General features: G+C 76.0%; 3 protein-coding genes. 2 read left to right on the forward strand and 1 reads right to left on the reverse strand.

Going from position 1 to position 19,957, the window contains the following annotated elements; translation table 11 throughout:
* On the forward strand, positions 1–1,721 hold a 1,721-nt coding region (locus ACFWP2_RS31960), incomplete at its 5' end, for a trypsin-like serine protease (protein WP_380457973.1).
* A 216-nt stretch (positions 1,722–1,937) separates the two neighbouring features.
* Here ACFWP2_RS31960 and ACFWP2_RS31965 read toward each other — a convergent pair.
* On the reverse strand, positions 1,938–2,687 hold the full coding sequence (locus tag ACFWP2_RS31965; RefSeq protein WP_380457975.1) for a thioesterase II family protein: 750 nt from the start codon (positions 2,685–2,687) through the stop codon (positions 1,938–1,940).
* Between the two features lie 287 nt (positions 2,688–2,974).
* Here ACFWP2_RS31965 and ACFWP2_RS31970 point away from each other — a divergent pair, with 287 nt between their 5' ends.
* On the forward strand, positions 2,975–19,954 hold the full coding sequence (locus tag ACFWP2_RS31970; protein WP_380457977.1) for an SDR family NAD(P)-dependent oxidoreductase: 16,980 nt from the start codon (positions 2,975–2,977) through the stop codon (positions 19,952–19,954).
* The last annotated feature ends 3 nt before the right edge of the window (positions 19,955–19,957 follow it).

A 19,957-nucleotide genomic window follows, 5' to 3' on the forward strand; every position in this document is an offset into this window, starting at 1 on the left:
GGCTGACCAGCACCACCCGGATCCACCCTTCACGTTGGGAGCAACACCTCATGCCTCGCAACTCCTCGCCCCGCAACCTGCGGGCGGGTGTGCTGACCGCCGTCCTCGCCGCCGGCGCCCTGACCGCCCTCGCCACGCCCCCGGCCGGCGCCGTGGCCGGCAGCACGGCCGCCGACGGCACCTATGCCTTCACCGCGCACCTGGCGATCGGTGACAACCTGCGGGCCTGCACCGGCGCCCTGGTCGACCGCAGCTGGGTGCTCACCGCCGCCTCCTGCTTCGCCGACGACCCGGCGCAGCCGCAGGCCCTGGCGGCCGGCGCGCCGAAGTGGAAGACCACGGTCACCGTCGGGCGCACCGACCTGACCACCGGCGCCGGCAAGACCGCCGAGGTCTCCGAGGTGGTGCCGAACGCCGACCGCGACCTGGTGATGGCCCGCCTCGCCACGCCGATCGACGGCATCGCGCCGCTGGCGGTCGCCACCGCCGCGCCGACGGCCGGGCAGACGCTGCGCGTGCCCGCGTACGGGCGCACCAAGGACGAGTGGGCGCCGCTCAAGCTCCACACCGGCACGTTCAGCCTCGACAGCGTGAGTGCCGCCGGCATCGCCACCACCGGCACCGGTGGCTCGGCGGTCTGCAAGGGCGACACCGGCGCCCCCGTGATCCGCGAGGTCAACGGCAAGGCCGAGCTGGTCGCCGTCGCCTCCCGCTCCTGGCAGGGCGGCTGCCTGGGCGTCCCCGCCACCGAGACCCGCACCGGCGCCCACAACGCCCGGGTCGACAACGTCGCCGGCTGGGTGCAGCAGACCCGCGCCAAGGCCCTGGGCTGGAAGACCCAGGCCCTGGTGCGCAGCGACGCCAACCTCTACTTCGCGACCCGCCTGTACGACGGCTCCTGGACCCCGTACGAGGACGTCCAGGCCACCGCCGGCAACATCGGCGGCGTCCGCGCGGTCTCCTCGGCCGGCATCAACGCCGAGACCCACGTCATCGCGCTGGGCGGCGACGGGCACCTGCACCACGCCATCCGCGGCCTCAACGGCGGCTGGGGCCAGAAGTTCATCGACGTCAACACCACCGTCTCCGACCTCGGCAACATCACCCAGGTCGCCATCGCCCCGGTCGGCAACGACCTGCACGTCGTGGTCGTCGCGGACGGCATCCTGTTCCACAGCGTCCGCTCCGCGAACGGCCAGTGGAGCAACTTCAACGTCGTCACCGACGTGACCGGGCCGCTGAACGGCATCACCTCGATCGCCGCCGCCGGGGCCGCCGGCGGTGAGCTGCACATCGCCGCCGTGTCCGGCGGGAAGGTGTACCACACCCGGCGCGCCGCCGACGGGAACTGGTCGCGCTGGGGGTCGGTCGGCGAGGCCGCCGGCGCCACCGGGCCGGTGTCCGCCGTCACCATCGCCCGTCAGAACAACGACCTCAACCTCGCGCTCATCGCCAGTGACGGCCAGTACCACACCATGCGCTACGCCAGCGGCAGCTGGTCGCCCATGACCTCCCTCGTCGGTGTCGTCGGCAACATCACCGGCACCGGCATCAGCTCCGCCCCCGTCGACACCGACACCCAGTTCGCCGTCACCACCAACGACAACAGGATCCTCCTGACCGCCCGCCACGCCGACGGCACCTGGGCCAACCCCGAAAGCCTCAACCTCACCAGCATCCCCGGCAACCACGCGGGCACCATGATCACCAGCAGCCTCTGATCACCGGACTCTGATCACCGGCCTCCGGTCGGAACCCTCCGATCGCTGATCCGCCCCCGCGGCCCGACAGGGACCGGCGCCACCCGGCGCCGGTCCCTGTCCGCGTTCCGGGCCGGACCGCCCCCCGGGGGGCCGCCCGCATGCCGAGGGCCCCGCACCCGCGGCCCGGGCGGGCGGCGGGTACGGGGCCGGGGTGAACGGGCGCCTGCGGGGCCGTTACGGCAGGAGGCGGTCGGTGACGAGGCGGACGATCTCGCTCTGGTGGTGGGCCAGGTAGAAGTGGCCGCCGGGGAAGACGTGCAGGGTGGACTCGCCGGTGGTGTGGTCGCGCCAGGAGCCGGCCTCGTCGACGGTGGCCTTGTCGTCGCTGTCGCCGACCAGGGCGTGGACCGGGCAGGACAGCGGCGGGCCCGGCCGGTAGCGGTAGGTCTCGACGGCCCGGTAGTCGGCCCGGACCGCGGGGAGGATCATCCGCAGCAGCTCCGGGTCCTGCAGGGCCCGCGGGTCGGTGCCGTCCAGCTTGCGCAGTTCCGCCACGATGCCGTCGACGCCCCGCAGGTGGACGTCCTCGTCCCGGTGCCGGGAGGGTGCGCGGCGGCCGGAGGCGAACAGGGCGACCGGCGGGGTGCCGAGCTCCTCCAGGCGGCGGGCGACCTCGAAGCCGACTACCGCGCCCATGCTGTGGCCGAACAGGGCGAGCGGCAGGTCGCGGTGCGGCAGCAGCGCCTCGGTGACCCGGTCGGCCAGCGCCTCGACGGTCTCGACGCAGGGTTCGTGGCGCCGGTCCTGCCGGCCCGGGTACTGGACCGAGAGGACCTCGATCCCGGCCGCCGTGGCGGCGGACATCGGGTACCAGTAGCTCGCCGACCCTCCCGCGTGGGGCAGGCAGACCAGGCGGACACGGGCGTCCGGGGCCGGGTGGAAGCGGCGGATCCAGCTGTCGGCCGCGGTGTCGGTGAGCGTCATCGTGCTCCGGTGGTCCCTTCTGAGCGGGGCCCCCGCCCCACCGGCGGGTCCTCCCCACTCCGAGGCTGGAGCAGGCCGGGCGGCCGGACAACCCCTCAGCTCACCGCCCCCGCTTCGCTGCGGTGGGCCCGGCCGGGACAAGGGCCCGTAGGGGAACCGTAGGGGTGCGGCCCGCGCCGACCGCTGGACGAGACTTCCACGGGATACCGCATGATGCCCCACCCCTCTCTGTTGTCCGGGACTTCCAAGCCTCCCGTGTGTTTCCGCGCGCCCAAGGAGCCGTTGACATGCCGCGTACCGAGCTGATCAGGCCGCTGTCCGAACTGCTGCGCTCCCAGGCCGGATCGCTCCGCGACAAGCCGGCGTTCCGGGACGGCCGGCGGACCGTGGGCTACGCCGAGCTGGAGCGCCGGACCGCACGGCTCGCCGGGCACCTGGCGGCCCTGGGCCTGGGGCGCGGCGAGCGGGTGGCGATCCACCTGGACGCCGGCGTCGAGGTGGTGGAGACCTACCTGGCGGTCGTCCGGGCCGCCGGGGTCGCCGTCCCGGTCAACCCGCACTCCAGCGACGAGGAGCTGGCCCACCTCCTGGACGACAGCGGGGCCACCGTGGTCGTCACCGACACCCGTCACCTGGAGCAGGTGGAGCGGCTGCGGGCCGACCGGGCCGGGCTGCTGGTGATCGTCTCCGGTGCGGCCCCGGCCCCGCGAGACCTTGCGGCCCCGGCCCCGCGGGACCTGCCGTCCTTCGAGACCCTGGCCACCGTCGAGCCCCCGGTGCCGGCGCGTGACGACCTCGGCCTGGACGAGACCGCCTTCATGCTCTACACCTCCGGCTCCACCGGCGCGCCCAAGGGCGTGCTGTCGACCCAGCGCAGCTGCCTGTGGACGGTGGCGTCCTGCTACGCGCCGGTGCTCGGGCTCTCGGAGCGCGACCGGGTGCTGTGGCCGCTGCCGCTGTTCCACAGCCTGGCGCACATCGTCTGCGTGGTCGGGGTCACCGCGACCGGCGCGACCGCGCACATCATGCCGGGCTTCTCCGCGGACGAGGTGCTGGCCGAACTGCGCGGCGACGCGTACACCTTCCTCGCCGGGGTGCCCGCCCTCTACCACCACCTGCTGCGGGAGGCCGGCGCCGGCCGGCTGGACGCACCGGACCTGCGGGTCTGCCTGTCGACCGGCGCGGTGACCTCCGCCTCGCTCGCCCGGGACTTCGAGGACGCGTTCGGCATCCCGCTGCTCAACAGCTACGGCTCCACCGAGACCTGCGGCGCCATCGCCACCGAGGCGCCGGGCGCCGAGCGGGTCTCCGGCTCCTGCGGCCTGCCCGTCCCCGGACTGGAGGTGCGGGTGGTCGACCCGGAGACCGGGATCGACACCGACCCCGGGACGGAGGGCGAGGTGTGGGTGCGCGGACCGAGCCTGATGCAGGGCTACCACAACCGGCCGGAGGCCACCGCCGAGGCGCTGCGGGACGGCTGGTACCGGACCGGTGACCTGGCGGTCCGGGCACCCGGCGGCCAGCTGACGATCAGCGGGCGGCGCAAGGAGCTGATCATCCGGGGCGGGGAGAACATCCACCCGGGCGAGATCGAGGACGTCGTCCGCTCGGTGCCCGGCGTGCTGGACGTCGCCGTGGCGGGCCGGCCGGACGAGGTGCTCGGCGAGGTGCCGGTCGCGTTCGTGGTCACCGCTCCGGAGGGCGTCGACGCCGAACTGGTCTTCGCCGCCTGCGCCGAGCAGCTGTCCTGGTTCAAGGTGCCGCAGGAGGTCCGGGCGATCGCCGTCGTGCCGCGCACCGCCTCGGGCAAGATCACCCGGCACCGGCTGTTCGAGCAGCCCGGCACGCTGATCGGCGCGCGGGGTGCCCTGGAGGAGTCGCTGTACCGGGTGGACTGGGTGCCGGTGCCCGCCGGGCCGGTGGAACCGCTGCGCGCGGCGGTGCTCGGCAGCCCGTCCGACGGGCCATCCGACGGGCCGGACGCGGGGGACGGGCTGGACGCGGGGGACGGGCTGGACGGGCCGGCGGCCGCGCGGTACGCCGACCTGACGGAGCTGACCGCGGCCGGGTCCGTGCCCGAGGTCGTCTACCTGCCCTGGCCCGGCGCGGACACCGAGCCCGGCGCGGCCGCGGAGCCCGTCGCGGAGGCGGCCCGGCGTGCCGCCCGCGAGGCCTCCGAGCTGCTGACGCGGTGGCTCGCCGACGACCGGCTGCGGGAGACCCGGCTGGTGGTGCTCACCCGGGGCGCGCTGGCCGTGCACCCGGGCGAGGAGGTCCCCGGGCTGGCGCAGGCTCCGGTCTGGGGGCTGCTGCGCGCGGCGCAGGCCGCCCACCCCGGCCGGTTCACCGTGGCCGACCTGGACGGCGAGGCCGCTTCGTCGGCCGCCCTGCCGGCCGGGCTGGCCACCGGCGAGCCGCAGTTCGCCGTCCGCGGCGGGCTGCTGCGGGTGCCCCGCCTGGTGCCGGTCGCCGCCGCCGCGGCCGGGCGCCGCGTCGACGGCACCGTGCTGATCACCGGTGCCGGCGGGACGGCCGCCGCCGCGATCGCCCGCCGGCTGGTCGCCGAGCACGGCGTCCGGCACCTGGTGCTGGCCTCCACCACCCCCGACTCGGCCGCGCTGGCCGTGGAGCTGAGCGAGTCCGGCGCGGACGTCACCCTGGCCGCCTGCGACGCCGCCGACCGTCCGTCCGTCACCGCCCTGCTGGCGGGCATCCCGGCCGAGCACCCGCTCACCGCGGTGGTGCACGCGGCCGGCTCCCCCGGTCTGACCGCCGGCGGGCAGGCCGACCGCTGGGTGCGCACGGGCATCGACGGTGCGGTGGTCCTGCACGAGCTCACCGCCGGAATCGACCTGACGGCCTTCCTGCTGGTCTCCTCCACCGAGGCCCTGCTGGGCGGCGCGGACGACGGCGACCAGGGCGGCTGCGCCGCGTTCCTGGACGCGCTGGCCCAGCACCGCCGGGCCGGCGGACGGCACGCCGTCTCGCTGGCCTGGGACACCACCGACGCGGATGCCGTGTCCGAGGCCGAGTTCGGAGCGCTGCTGGACTCCGCCCTGCGCGGCGCCGACACCCCCGTGGTCGCCACCCGGAACACCACCGGCGTCCTCTTCCACAGCCCGACCGCCGGCGAAGGTGCGGCGGACACCGTGTTCGCCGCACGGCTGCGCGCGCTGCCCCGGGCGGAGGCCCGGCAGGCGCTGCTCGGTCTGGTGCGGGCCGAGGCCGCCGGCGTGCTCGGCCAGGGGCTGCCCCGGACGATCGCACCCGGGCGGGCCTTCAAGGACCTCGGGGTGGACTCCGCCTCGGCCGTCCGGCTGCGCAACCGGCTGCGGTCCGCGCTCGGCCTGCGCCTGCCGGCGACCGTGGTCTTCGACCACCCCACCCCGGACCGGCTGGCCGGCTTCCTGCTCGCCGAACTCCTGGACGAGGCACCCGTTCCGGCCGTCCCGGTCCGCTCGGCGGCGGACCGGGACGACGACCGGGACCCGATCGCGATCGTCGCGATGAGCTGCCGCTACCCGGGCGGGGCGGTCTCGCCCGAGGCCCTGTGGCAGCTGGTGGCCGAGGGCCGGGACGCCGTCTCGGAGTTCCCGGCCGACCGCGGCTGGGACACCGAGGCCCTGTTCGGCGGTGCCCCCGGCTCCGTCGGCACCTCCTCCGTCCGGGAGGGCGGATTCCTGTACGACAGCGCCGAGTTCGACCCGGACTTCTTCGGGATCAGCCCGCGTGAGGCCCTCGCCATGGACCCGCAGCAGCGGCTGCTGCTGGAGACCTCCTGGGAGGCCGTCGAGCGGGCCGGGATCGACCCGGAGGCGCTGCGCGGCAGCCGGACCGGCGTGTTCACCGGCGTGATGTTCCACGACTACGCCAGCCGGCTGCCCCGGGTGCCCGAGGAGGTGGAGGGCTACCTCGGCACCGGTACCGCGGGCAGCGTGGCCTCGGGCCGGGTGGCGTACACCTTCGGTTTCGAGGGCCCGGCGATCACCGTGGACACCGCCTGCTCCTCCTCGCTGGTGGCCCTGCACCTGGCGGTCGCGGCGCTGCGGCGCGGGGAGTGCGACCTGGCGCTGGCCGGCGGCGTGGCCCTGATGGCGACGCCCGAGGTGTTCGTCGAGTTCAGCCGCCAGCGCGGCCTCGCCGAGGACGGGCGCTGCAAGTCCTTCGCCGCCTCGGCCGACGGCACCGGCTGGGCGGAGGGCGTGGGTGTGCTGCTGGTCGAGCGGCTCTCGGACGCCCGCCGCAACGGGCACCCGGTGCTGGCCCTGGTCCGCGGCACGGCCGTCAACCAGGACGGCGCCTCCAACGGGCTCACCGCCCCCAGCGGCCCGGCTCAGGAACGCGTCATCCGGGAGGCGCTGGCCGTCGCGGGCCTCACCGCCGCCGAGGTCGACGCCGTCGAGGCGCACGGCACCGGCACCCGCCTCGGCGACCCGATCGAGGCCAACGCGCTCCTCGCCACCTATGGGCGGGACCGCGAACTCCCGCTGCTGCTGGGCTCGTTGAAGTCGAACATCGGGCACGCCCAGGCGGCCGCCGGGGTGGGCGGCATCATCAAGATGGTGCTGGCGATGCGGCACGGGGTGCTGCCGCGGACCCTGCACGTGGACGAGCCCACTCCGCACGTGGACTGGACGGCGGGCGCCGTGGAGCTGCTCACCGAGCAGCGGGAGTGGCCCGAGACCGGCCGTCCGCGCCGGGCGGGTGTCTCCTCCTTCGGTGTCAGCGGCACCAACGCCCACGTCATCATCGAAGCGGCGGAGGCGGAGGAGCCGGCGGAAGCGTCGGACGAGCACGGGGTGCTGCCGCTGCTGCTGTCCGCGAAGTCGGCGGACTCGCTGCGGGCCCAGGCCGCGCAGCTCCAGGACTCCGAGGCCGCCCCGATCGACCTCGCGCACTCGCTGGCGACGACCCGCTCGGTGTTCAACCACCGTGCGGTGGTGCTCGGTTCGGACCGCACCGAACTGGCTGACGGCCTGCGGGCGCTGGCCGAGGGCACCGAGAGCGCCGCCGTCATCGAGGGCACCGCGTCCACGACCCCCCGGACCGTGTTCGTCTTCCCCGGACAGGGCTCGCAGTGGGCGGGCATGGCCGTCGAACTCCTCGACAACGAACCGGTGTTCGCCGCCCGCATCACCGAATGCGCCGACGCCCTGGCCGAGTTCACCGACTGGAACCTGATCGACGTCCTGCGCGGCACCCCCGGCGCCCCCGGCTACGACCGGGTCGACGTCGTCCAGCCCGCCCTGTGGGCCGTCATGATCTCCCTCGCCGCCCTCTGGCGCTCCCGTGGTGTGGAACCCGACGCCGTCATCGGCCACTCCCAGGGCGAGATCGCCGCCGCCACCGTCGCCGGCGCCCTCACCCTCCACGACGCCGCCCGCGTCGTCGCCCTCCGCTCCCAGGCCATCACCACCATCGCCGGCCACGGCGGCATGGTCTCCGTCGCCCTCCCGGCGAACGACCTCGACCTCACCCCCTGGCAGGACCGCGTCTCCGTCGCCGCCGTCAACGGCCCCGCCTCCGTGGTGGTCTCCGGCGACGCCGACGCCCTCGACGACCTGGTCGGGAAGTTCACCGCGGACGGTGTCCAGGCCCGCCGGATCAAGGTCGACTACGCCTCGCACTCCGCCCACGTCGAGCGGATCCAGGACGAGCTGCTCACCCTCCTCGCGCCGCTCTCCCCCCGCGCCGCCGAGGTGCCGTTCTACTCGACGGTGGACAGCGCCTGGCTGGACACCACCGCCCTGGACGCCGCGTACTGGTACCGCAACCTCCGCCAAACGGTCCGACTCGCCGACGCCACCCGCCACCTGGCCGACCAGGGCCACGACCTCTTCATCGAGATCAGCCCCCACCCCGTCCTCACCGGCGCCATCGAGGACACCCTCCACGACACCACCGCCCACACCCTCGGCACCCTGCGCCGCAACGACGGCGGCACCCACCGCTTCCTCACCTCCCTCGCCCACGCCCACGTCCACGGCGCCCCCGCCGACTGGACCCCCCTGCTCACCGCCGGCCGACGGATCGACCTGCCCACCTACCCCTTCCAGCGCCACCGCTACTGGCTGGAGGCGTCCTCCGCCGCCTCGGACGTGACCACCGTCGGTCTGGCCGCCGCCGACCACCCGATGCTCGGCGCGGCCGTCCCGGTCGCCGACGGCCACGGCCACCTGCTGACCGGCCTGATCTCGCGCACCACCCACCCGTGGCTGGCCGACCACACCGTCATGGGCACCACCCTGCTGCCCGGGACCGCCATGGTGGACCTGGCCGTCCGGGCCGGCGACGAGGTCGGCTGCGGCCGCCTCGACGAACTCACCCTGGAAGCCCCGCTGGTCCTGCCCGAGCAGGGTGCCGTCCAGGTCCAGGTGGTGGTCGGCGAGGCCGACGCCACGGGCGCGCGGCCGGTCGGCCTGCACTCGCGGCCGCACGACGCCGCCGCGTCCGGCCCCTGGACCCGGCACGCCGCGGGCACGCTCTCCCCCGCCGCCCCGGCCACGCCGGCGGACCTCACCCAGTGGCCGCCGGCCGGCGCCGAACCGCTGCCGGTCGAGGACCTGTACGAGCGGCTGCCCGCCGGGTACGGGCCGGCGTTCCAGGGCGTCCGCGGGGCCTGGCGGCGCGGCGAGGAGGTGTTCAGCGAGGTCGTGCTGGCCGAGGAGGTCGCCGACCGGTCAGACCGCTACGGGCTGCACCCGGCGCTGCTGGACGCCGCCCTGCACGCGATGGACCTCGGCGCCGTCCGGCACCGCGAGGAGTCCGCCGAAGGCCACCTGGCGTTCGCCTGGAGCGGGGTCTCCCTGCACTCCGCCGGCGCGACCGCCCTGCGGGTCCGGCTCTCCCCGGCCGGCCTGGACTCGGTCGCCCTGGAGGCCTCCGACGAGCACGGCGTGCCGGTGGTCTCGGTGGAGGGCCTGGCCGTCCGGCCGGTCTCCGCCGAGCAGCTGCGCGCGGTCCGCGCCGGGCACGGCGACGACTCGCTGTTCCGCGTCGACTGGACGGACCTGCCCGAGGTCGCCCCGGTCACCGGCCGCTACGCCCTGGTCGGCGAGGACGTCCTCGGCCTGGCCGCCGGGCTCACCGCGGCGGGCAGCACGGTCGACGCGCACGCCGACCTGGCCGCCCTCGCCGCCGCCGACGGCCGTACCCCCGACACCGTCCTGCTGCCCCTCGCGCCGCCCGCCGCGGCCGAGCTGGTCCCCGCCGTCCGGGCGGCCACCCACACGCTGCTGGGCCTGCTCCGGCAGTGGCTCGCCGAGGAGCGGTTCGCCGAGAGCCGGCTGGTCGTGCTGACCCGGGGCGCGGTGGCCGGGGACGGCCTGCCGGACCTGGTGACCGCTCCGCTGTGGGGCCTGGTCCGCTCCGCCCAGTCCGAGCACCCGGACCGCGTCGTCCTGGTCGACCTGGACGCCCAGGACGCCTCGTACCGCGCCCTGCCCGCGGCCCTGACCGGCGACGAGCCGCAGCTGCTGCTGCGCGACGGCTCGGTACGGGCGGCGCGGCTCACCCGGGTGCGGCCCGCCGAACAGGGCGCTCCGGCGCTCGACCCGAACGGGACCGCCCTCGTCACCGGGGCCACCGGCGGCCTCGGCCGACTGGCCGCCCGCCACCTGGTCACCGCCCACGGCGTCCGGCACCTGCTGCTGACCAGCCGGCGCGGCGACCAGGCCGAGGGCGCCGCCGAACTCCTCGCCGAGCTGCGCGACTCGGGCGCCGAGGTCACCCTCGCCGCCTGCGACGTCGCCGACCGCGAGGCCCTGGCCGCCCTGCTGGCCGGCATCCCCGCCGAACACCCGCTCACCGCCGTGGTGCACACCGCCGGCATCGTCGACGACGGCGTGATCGAGACGCTGACCGACGAGCAGTTCGACCGGGTGCTCGCGCCCAAGCTCTCCGGCGCGCTCAACCTGGCCGAGCTCACCCGCGGCACGGACCTGGCCGCCTTCGTGCTGTACTCCTCCGCCGCCGCCGTGTTCGGGGCCGGCGGTCAGGCCAACTACGCCGCCGCCAACGCCTTCCTCGACGCCTACGCCCGGCACCTGCGGGCCGAGGGCCGGCCGGCCGTCTCGCTGGCCTGGGGCCTGTGGGCGGAGCGCAACGGCATGGGCGGCCGGCTCACCGGCACCGACCTGCGCCGGATGGCCGGCGTCGGCACCGCGGCGCTCTCCGCCGAGGAGGGCCTCGACCTGCTGGACGCCGCCCGCGCGGTCGGCGAACCCGCGCTGATGCCGATCCGGCTCGACCTGGCCGCCGTGCGCGCCCAGTCGGACGCCGTCCACCCGCTGCTGCGCGGCCTCGTCCGCAGCCGCCCGGTCCGTCGGCGGCCGGCCGACCGGGCCGGCGGCTCCGCGCTCGCCCAGCGGCTGGCCGCCCTGACCGGCCCCGAGTGCGACCGCGAACTGCTGGACCTCGTCCGGGCCACGGCCGGGACGGTGCTCGGGTACGCGGCGGGCACCGCGGTGGACCCCGAACGGACCTTCAAGGAGCTGGGGTTCGACTCCCTCACCGCCGTCGAACTCCGCAACCGCCTGCACGGCTCGACCGGCCTGCGCCTGCCCGCCACGCTGATCTTCAACTACCCGACCTCGAAGGCCCTCGCCGGCCACCTGCGCGAGCAGCTGCTCGGCGACCGGCTCCCGGCGGCCGCACCGGCCCCGGCCACCGCCGCACCGGCGCGGGACGACGACCCGATCGTGATCGTCGGCATGGGCTGCCGGTTCCCCGGCGGGGTGCGCACCCCGGAGGACCTCTGGGAGCTGGTCCACGCCGGGCAGGACGCGGTCGGCGCCCTGCCGACCGACCGCGGCTGGGACCTCGACGGCCTCTACGACCCCGACCCGGACCGGGCCGGCACCTCGTACACCCGCGAGGGCGGATTCCTGTACGACGTCGCCGAGTTCGACGCGGCGTTCTTCGGGATCAGCCCGCGTGAGGCGCACGCCATGGACCCGCAGCAGCGGCTGCTGCTGGAGACCTCCTGGGAGGCCTTCGAGCGGGCCGGCGTCGACCCGGCCTCCGTCCGGGGCGAACAGGTCGGCGTGTTCGTCGGCACCCACGGCCAGGACTACGGCAACCTGCTGGCCGCCGCCCCGCCCGGCAACGAGGGCTACCTGGTCACCGGCAACGCGGCCAGCGTGGTCTCCGGCCGCATCTCGTACGTGCTCGGCCTGGAAGGGCCGGCCGTCACCGTGGACACCGCCTGCTCCTCCTCGCTGGTGGCCCTCCACCTGGCCGTCCAGGCGCTGCGCGCCGGCGAGTGCTCGATGGCGCTCGCGGCCGGCGCGGCCGTGATGGCCACCCCCGAGGGGCTGGTGGCGTTCAGCCGCCAGCGCGGCCTGGCCGAGGACGGGCGCTGCAAGGCCTTCGCGGCGGCCGCCGACGGCTTCGGCATGGCCGAGGGCGTGGGCGTGCTGCTGGTCGAGCGGCTCTCGGACGCCCGCCGCAACGGGCACCCGGTGCTGGCCGTGGTCCGGTCCACCGCGATCAACCAGGACGGCGCCTCCAACGGGCTCACCGCCCCCAACGGCCCTGCCCAGGAACGCGTCATCCGCCAGGCCCTGGCCACCGCCGGTCTCACCGCCGCCGAGGTCGACGCCGTCGAGGCGCACGGGACGGGGACCACGCTCGGCGACCCGATCGAGGCCCACGCGCTCCTCGCCACCTACGGGCAGGACCGCGAACTGCCGCTGCTGCTGGGCTCGGTGAAGTCCAACCTCGGCCACACCCAGAGCGCGGCGGGCGCGGCGGGCATCATCAAGATGGTGCTCGCCATGCGGCACGGGGTGCTGCCCCGGACCCTGCACGTGGACCAGCCCACCCCGCACGTGGACTGGACGGCGGGCGCCGTGGAGCTGCTCACCGAGGAACGGGACTGGCCGCAGACCGGCCGTCCGCGCCGGGCGGGTGTCTCCTCCTTCGGTGTCAGCGGCACCAACGCCCACGTGATCCTCGAACAGCCCTTCGTGGAAGACGCGGTGGAGGAGCCGGCGGGCGAGCCTGCCGCGCACGGCGTGCTGCCGCTGCTGCTGTCCGCGAAGTCGGCGGACGCGCTGCGGGCCCAGGCCGCGCAGCTCCAGGACTCCGAGGCCGCCCCGATCGACCTCGCCCACTCGCTGGCGACGACCCGCTCGGTGTTCAACCACCGTGCGGTGGTGCTCGGTTCGGACCGCACCGAACTGGCCGACGGCCTGCGGGCGCTGGCCGAGGGCACCGAGAGCGCCGCCGTCATCGAGGGCACCGCGTCCACGGCCCCCCGGACCGTGTTCGTCTTCCCCGGACAGGGCTCGCAGTGGGCGGGCATGGCCGTCGAACTCCTCGACAACGAACCGGTGTTCGCCGCCCGCATCACCGAATGCGCCGACGCCCTGACCGAGTTCACCGACTGGAACCTCCTCGACGTCCTGCGCGGCGCCGACAACGCTCCCGGCTACGACCGGGTCGACGTCGTCCAGCCCGCCCTGTGGGCCGTCATGGTCTCCCTCGCCGCGCTCTGGCACGCCCACGGCGTCCACCCCGACGCCGTCATCGGCCACTCCCAAGGCGAGATCGCCGCCGCCACCGTCGCCGGCGCCCTCACCCTCCAGGACGCCGCCCGCGTCGTCGCCCTCCGCTCCCAGGCCATCACCACCATCGCCGGCCACGGCGGCATGGTGTCGCTCCCGCAGTCCGCGCAGGACGCGGCCGTCACCATCGCGCCGTGGTCCGACCGGGTCTCCCTCGCGGCCGTCAACGGGCCCGCCTCCGTCGTCGTGGCCGGCGACGCCGACGCCCTGGACGAGCTGCTGTCCCGGTGCGCCGCGGACGGTGTCCAGGCCCGCCGGATCAAGGTGGACTACGCCTCGCACTCCGCCCACGTCGAGCGGATCCAGGACGAGCTGCTTGACCTCCTCGCCCCGATCGCCCCGCGCACCGCCGACATCCCCTTCCACTCCACCGTCGACAGCGCCTGGCTGGACACCACCGCCCTGGACGCCGCGTACTGGTACCGCAACCTCCGCCAAACGGTCCAACTCGCCGACGCCACCCGCCAGCTGGCCGACCAGGGACACGACCTCTTCATCGAGATCAGCCCCCACCCCGTCCTCACCGGCGCCATCGAGGACACCCTCCACGACACCACCGCCCACACCCTCGGCACCCTGCGCCGCAACGACGGCGGCACCCGCCGCTTCCTCACCTCCCTCGCCCACGCCCACGTCCACGGCGCCCCCGCCGACTGGACCCCCCTGCTCACCGCCGGCCGACGGATCGACCTGCCCACCTACCCCTTCCAGCGCCACCGCTACTGGCTGGACACCGTGGCCGGTTCGGCCGCCGTCACCACGGCGGGCCTCACCGCCCCCGAGCACCCGCTGCTCGGCGCGGCCGTCCCGCTCGCCGACGGCCACGGCCACCTGCTGACCGGGCTGCTCTCCCGGCACAGCACGCCGTGGCTGGCCGACCACACCGTCATGGGCACCACCCTGCTGCCCGGAACGGCGTTCCTGGAGCTGGCCGTCCGGGCCGGCGACGAGGTCGGCTGCGACCGCCTCGACGAACTCACCCTGGAAGCCCCGCTGGTCCTGCCCGAACGGGGCGGCGTCCGGATCCAGGTGCTGGTGGGCGCGGAGGACGACGGCGTCCGCCCGCTGCGGATCCACTCCCGCCCGGCCGACGCCGCCGAGGACGAGCCGTGGACCCGGCACGCCACGGGGGCGCTCTCCACGGCTGCCGACGAGCCGGGGGCGGACCTCACCGAGTGGCCGCCGGCCGGGGCCTCCCCGCTGGACGTCTCCGACGCCTACCGGCGGCTCGCGGACGCCGGCGTGGACTACGGCCCGGCCTTCCAGGGCCTGCGGGCCGCCTGGCGGGACGGCGACCAGGTCTTCGCCGAGGTCGCCCTGCCCGCCTCCGAGCAGGCCGCGGCCGCCCGGTACGGGCTGCACCCGGCGCTGCTGGACGCCGCTCTGCACGCGATGGGCCTGGTGCCCGACGCCGAGCAGGGCAGGCTCGCCTTCTCCTGGGGCGGGATCCGGCTGCACGCGAGCGGCGCGACCGCGCTGCGCGTCCGGCTGGCCCGCACCGCGCCGGAGACCCTGACGCTGACCGTCACCGACCTCGGCGGCGCGCCGGTCGCCTCGGTGGACTCGCTGCTGCTGCGGCCCGTCTCCGGCGAGCGGCTGCGCACCGCCGACCGGGCCGTGCGCGAGTCGCTGCTGCGGATCGACTGGCTGCCGGTGCCGGCCGGTGACCCGACCGCCCGCTCCTGGACGGTCCTCGGCACGGACGGCCACGCCGGACTGGCCGAACTGGGCTCGGCGGTGGACGCCGGCGCTCCCGTGCCCAACGTGGTCGCGGTGGAACTCGCCCCGTACCGCGGGTCCGACGCGGCGGGCGAGCTGGCCGCCGCGGTGGGCGAGGCGACCGGGCGGGTGCTGCGCCTGGTCCAGGAGTGGCTGGTGGACCCGCGGTTCACCGACGCCCGACTGGCCGTGCTGACCCGCGACGCGGTCGCCACCGGCGAGGGCGGAGCGCCCGATCCGGTCCTGGCCGCCGTGTGGGGCCTGGTGCGCTCCGCGCAGTCGGAGAACCCGGACCGGCTGGTCCTGGTCGACCACGACGGCGGTGAACTTCCCCTGGCCGCACTGCCGGTGGACACCGAGCCGCAGCTGGCCGTACGGCAGGGCGCCCTGCTGGCCCCGCGCCTGGCCAAGGCGCCGGGCGCCGCGCCGAGCGCTCTCCCGGCCGCGGACGGCGGGGAGCCGGGCACGCTGGACGTCTCCGGGACCGTCCTGGTCACCGGCGCGATCGGCGGCCTCGGCGAGCTGACCGCCCGCCACCTGGTCGCCGCCCACGGCGCCCGGCACCTGTTGCTGACCAGCCGGCGCGGCCCGGCGGCCGAGGGCGCCGCCGAACTCCTCGCCGAACTGCGCGACTCGGGCGCCGAGGTCACCCTCGCCGCCTGCGACGTCGCCGACCGCGAGGCCCTGGCCGCCCTGCTGGCCGGCGTCCCCGCCGAACACCCGCTCACCGCCGTGGTGCACACCGCCGGCGTGGTGGACGACGGCATCGTCCTCTCCCTCTCCCCCGAGCAGTTCGACCGGGTGCTCGCCCCCAAGGTCACCGGTGCGCTCAACCTGCACGAACTGGCGGGCGAGGTCGGCAGCTTCGTGCTCTTCTCGGCCGCGGCCGGGGTGCTCGGCAACCCCGGGCAGGCCAACTACGCCGCCGCCAACAGCTTCCTGGACGCCCTGGCCCGGCGCCGGCGGGCCCAGGGCCGGCCGGCCGTCTCGCTGGCCTGGGGCCTGTGGCAGGAGCGGTCCGGCATGGCCGGGCGCCTCGACGACTCCGACCTGCGGCGGATCGTGCGCGGCGGTGCGGTGCCGATGAGCGCCGAGACCGGACTGGCCCTGTTCGACGCGGCCGTGGCCTCGGGCGAGCCGGTGCTGGTGCCGATCCAGCTGGACCGGGCACAGCTGCGCGGCCGGGCGGCCACCGTCCCCGCGCTGCTGCGCGGCCTGGCCACCGGCGGCCCGGGCCGCCGCACGGCCGGCGCCCCGGGCACCGCCCCGGCGGGCGGCCTGGCCGAGCGCCTGGCCGGACTCTCCGCCGAGGACCGCCGGCGGACCGTGCTCGACCTGGTCCGCGGCCACGTCGCCGGAGTGCTCGGGCACGGCTCGGGCGACGCCGTCGAGGAGGAGAAGGCCCTCAAGGAGCTGGGCTTCGACTCGCTGACCGCGGTGGAGCTGCGCAACCGGCTCAACTCCGCGATCGGACTGCGCCTTCCGGCGACCCTGGTGTTCAACCACCCGACGCCGCGCGCGCTCGCCGCGCACCTGCTCGTCGAGCTGCTCGGCGAGCAGGCGGACGCCGCCGCGCCGGTCACCGCGGCGGTGCCGGCCGCGGCCGACCCCGACGAGCCGATCGCGATCGTCGCGATGAGCTGCCGCTTCCCCGGCGGGATCGCCACCCCCGAGGCGCTCTGGCAGGTGCTGGCCGAGGGCGGGTCGGTGCTCTCGGAGTTCCCGACCGACCGCGGGTGGGACCTGGAGGGCATCTACCACCCCGAGCCGGGCACCCCGGGCCGCACCTACACCCGTACCGGCGGCTTCCTGACCGACGTGGCCGGGTTCGACCCGGCGTTCTTCGGGATCAACCGCCGCGAGGCGCTGGCGATGGACCCGCAGCAGCGACTGCTGCTGGAGACCTCCTGGGAGGCCTTCGAGCGGGCCGGCATCGACCCGCTCGGCCTGCGCGGCAGCCGGACCGGCGTCTACGCCGGCATGGTCTACCACGACTACGCGACCTGGGTGCGGGACGTGCCCGAGGAGGTCGACGGCTACCTCGGCAACGGCAGCGCGGCCAGCGTCGCCACCGGCCGGGTCGCGTACGCGCTGGGCCTGGAGGGCCCGGCCGTCACCGTGGACACGGCCTGCTCCTCCTCGCTGGTGGCACTGCACTTCGCGGCGGCCGCCCTGCGGCGCGGCGAGTGCGACCTGGCGCTGGCCGGCGGTGTGACCGTGATGTCCACGCCGAAGCTGCTGATCGAGTTCGCCCGGCAGCGCGGCCTCGCCGAGGACGGCCGCTGCAAGGCCTTCGCGGCCGGCGCCGACGGCACCGGGTTCTCCGAGGGCATCGGCATGCTGCTGGTCGAGCGGCTCTCCGACGCCCGCCGCAACGGGCACCCGGTGCTCGCGGTGCTGCGCGGCAGCGCCGTCAACCAGGACGGCGCCTCCAACGGGCTCACCGCCCCGAACGGCACCGCGCAGGAGCGGGTGATCCGCCAGGCCCTGGCCGCCGCCGGTCTCGCCGCGGGCGAGGTGGACGTGGTGGAGGCGCACGGCACGGGTACCAGGCTCGGCGACCCGATCGAGGCCCAGGCACTGCTGGCCACCTACGGTCAGGACCGCGAACTCCCGCTGCTGCTGGGCTCGGTGAAGTCCAACCTGGGCCACACCCAGGCCGCCGCGGGCGTCGCCGGAGTGATCAAGACGGTGCTCGCGATGCGCAACGGCGTCCTGCCGGGCACCCTGCACGTCGACGAGCCCTCGCCGCACGTGGACTGGACGGCCGGTGCGGTGGAGCTCGCCACCGGGACGCGGGACTGGCCCGAGACCGGCCGCCCGCGCCGGGCCGGCGTCTCCTCCTTCGGCATCAGCGGCACCAACGCCCACCTCGTCCTGGAGCAGGGCGACCCGGCGCCGACGGACCCCGAGCGGACCCAGGGAGGCCCGACCGTACGGCCGTTGGTGCTCTCCGGCCGGTCGGAGGAGGCGCTGCGCGGGCAGGCCGAACGGCTGCTGGAGCTGGTCGAGGAGCGGCCGGAGCTGCACCCGGCCGACCTCGGGCTGTCCCTGGCCACCACCCGCTCGCAGTTCCCGCACCGGGGCGCCGTGGTCGCCGCGGACCGGGACGGGCTGCTGACCGGGCTGCGGGCCCTGGCCGCCGGGACGCCGCGGGCGGCCGGGGTGCTGAGGTCGGTGGCGACGTCCGGCCGGACGGCCTTCCTGTTCACCGGCCAGGGTGCCCAACGGGCCGGTATGGGCGGCGAGTTGTATGACGCCTTCCCGGCCTTCGCGGCCGCCTTCGACGAGGTGTGCGCGGAACTGGACCGGCACCTGGAGCGCCCGCTGCGCGAGGTGATCGCCGAAGGCGGCGACACACTGGACCGCACCGGCTGGACCCAGCCGGCGTTGTTCGCCGTCGAGGTCGCCCTCTACCGCCTGGTCGAATCCTGGGGCGTACGGCCGCACTTCCTCGCCGGCCACTCGATCGGCGAGATCGCCGCCTTCCACGCCGCCGGCGTCCTGTCCCTGCCCGACGCCGCCCGGCTCGTCACCACCCGGGCCCGCCTGATGGAGCACCTGCCCTCCGGCGGCGCCATGATCGCCCTGCGCGCCACCGAGCAGGACGTCCAACCCCTGCTCACCGAACGGGTCTCGATCGCCGCCGTCAACGGCCCCGACTCCCTGGTCATCGCCGGCGACGCCACCGAAGTCCGCGCCATCGCCCAGCACTTCGACAAGGCCCGCGAGCTGCGCGTCAGCCACGCCTTCCACTCCCCGCTCATGGAGCCGATGCTCGACGAGTTCCGCGACACCCTCGCCGAACTCACCTTCCACGCCCCCACCATCCCCCTCGTCTCCACCCTCACCGGCACCACCGCCACCACGGACCAGCTCACCGACCCCGACTACTGGATCCGCCACGCCCGCCACACCGTCCGCTTCCACCAGGCCATGGACGCGCTCCTCGCTGAGGGCGTCACCACCTTCCTGGAACTCGGCCCCGACGCCGTGCTCACCGCCATGGGCCAGGAGTGCCTGGACGGTGCGGAGAACGGCGGCCGGGCGGCCTTCGTCGCCGCGCAGCGCCGGGACCGCTCCAAGGAGTTCACCGTGGCGTCCGCGCTGGCCGCACTGCACCTGCGGGGCGTGCCGGTGGACTGGGCGGCGTTCTTCGCCGGTTCCGGCGCGCGCCGGGTCGACCTGCCGACCTACGCCTTCCAGCGCGGGCGGTACTGGCTGGACGTCGTCCAGCCGAAGGCCGGATCCGGGGCTGGAGCCGAGGCGGCCGATCCGCTGGACGCCTCCTTCTGGGCGGCCGTCGAGCAGCAGGACGAGGCCTCGCTGGCCTCCGTCCTGCGGCTGGACGGGCTGGACGGGCTGGGCGGTCCGGACGGGCCGGCCGGCGACGGGGCCCTCCCGTCCGAGCTCCGGGCCGCGCTGCCGCTGCTCGCCGCCTGGCGGCGCGCCGCCCGGGAGGCCGTCCCCGCTCCGCGGCCGGCCGACGCGCCGACCGCCGACGCGTCGAGTGCCGACGCACCGGGCGACGGCGGCCGGCCGGACCGGGCCGCCGGGCTGCGGGAGCGGCTCGCCGGACTCACCGAGCCGGAGCGCGACGAGCTGCTGCTGGAGGTGGTCGAGGAGTGCGTCGCCGGGGTGCTCGGCGAGGCTCCGCGCACCGGCTTCGACCCCGAACGCGGCTTCCTGGAGCAGGGCTTCGACTCGCTGACCGCGGTCGAGCTGCGCAAGCTGCTCACCGACGCCACCGGCCTGCGGCTGAGCAGCACGCTGATCTTCGACTACCCGACCCCGGCCGCCCTCGCCAAGGAGCTGCGCACCTCGCTGGACCCGCAGCTGCCCGGCTTCGGACCGTCCACGAGCGGCGGCGGCGAGGCGGCCGGCAGCGAGGCGGCCGGCACCGCCGAGGCGGTCGACGACGAGCAGATCGACGACATGGACCTGGCCGAGCTGCTCCGCCTGGCCCGCGACGACTCCTAGGGC

The sequence above is a fragment of the Kitasatospora sp. NPDC058444 genome (assembly GCF_042721415.1).
GTDB lineage: Bacteria > Actinomycetota > Actinomycetes > Streptomycetales > Streptomycetaceae > Kitasatospora.

Bases quoted from the DNA above. Each gene is read 5' to 3' on its own strand.
- ACFWP2_RS31965 (WP_380457975.1), bottom strand. From the start codon at position 2,687: ATGACGCTCACCGACACCGCGGCCGACAGCTGGATCCGCCGCTTCCAC.
- ACFWP2_RS31970 (WP_380457977.1), top strand. From the start codon at position 2,975: ATGCCGCGTACCGAGCTGATCAGGCCGCTGTCCGAACTGCTGCGCTCC.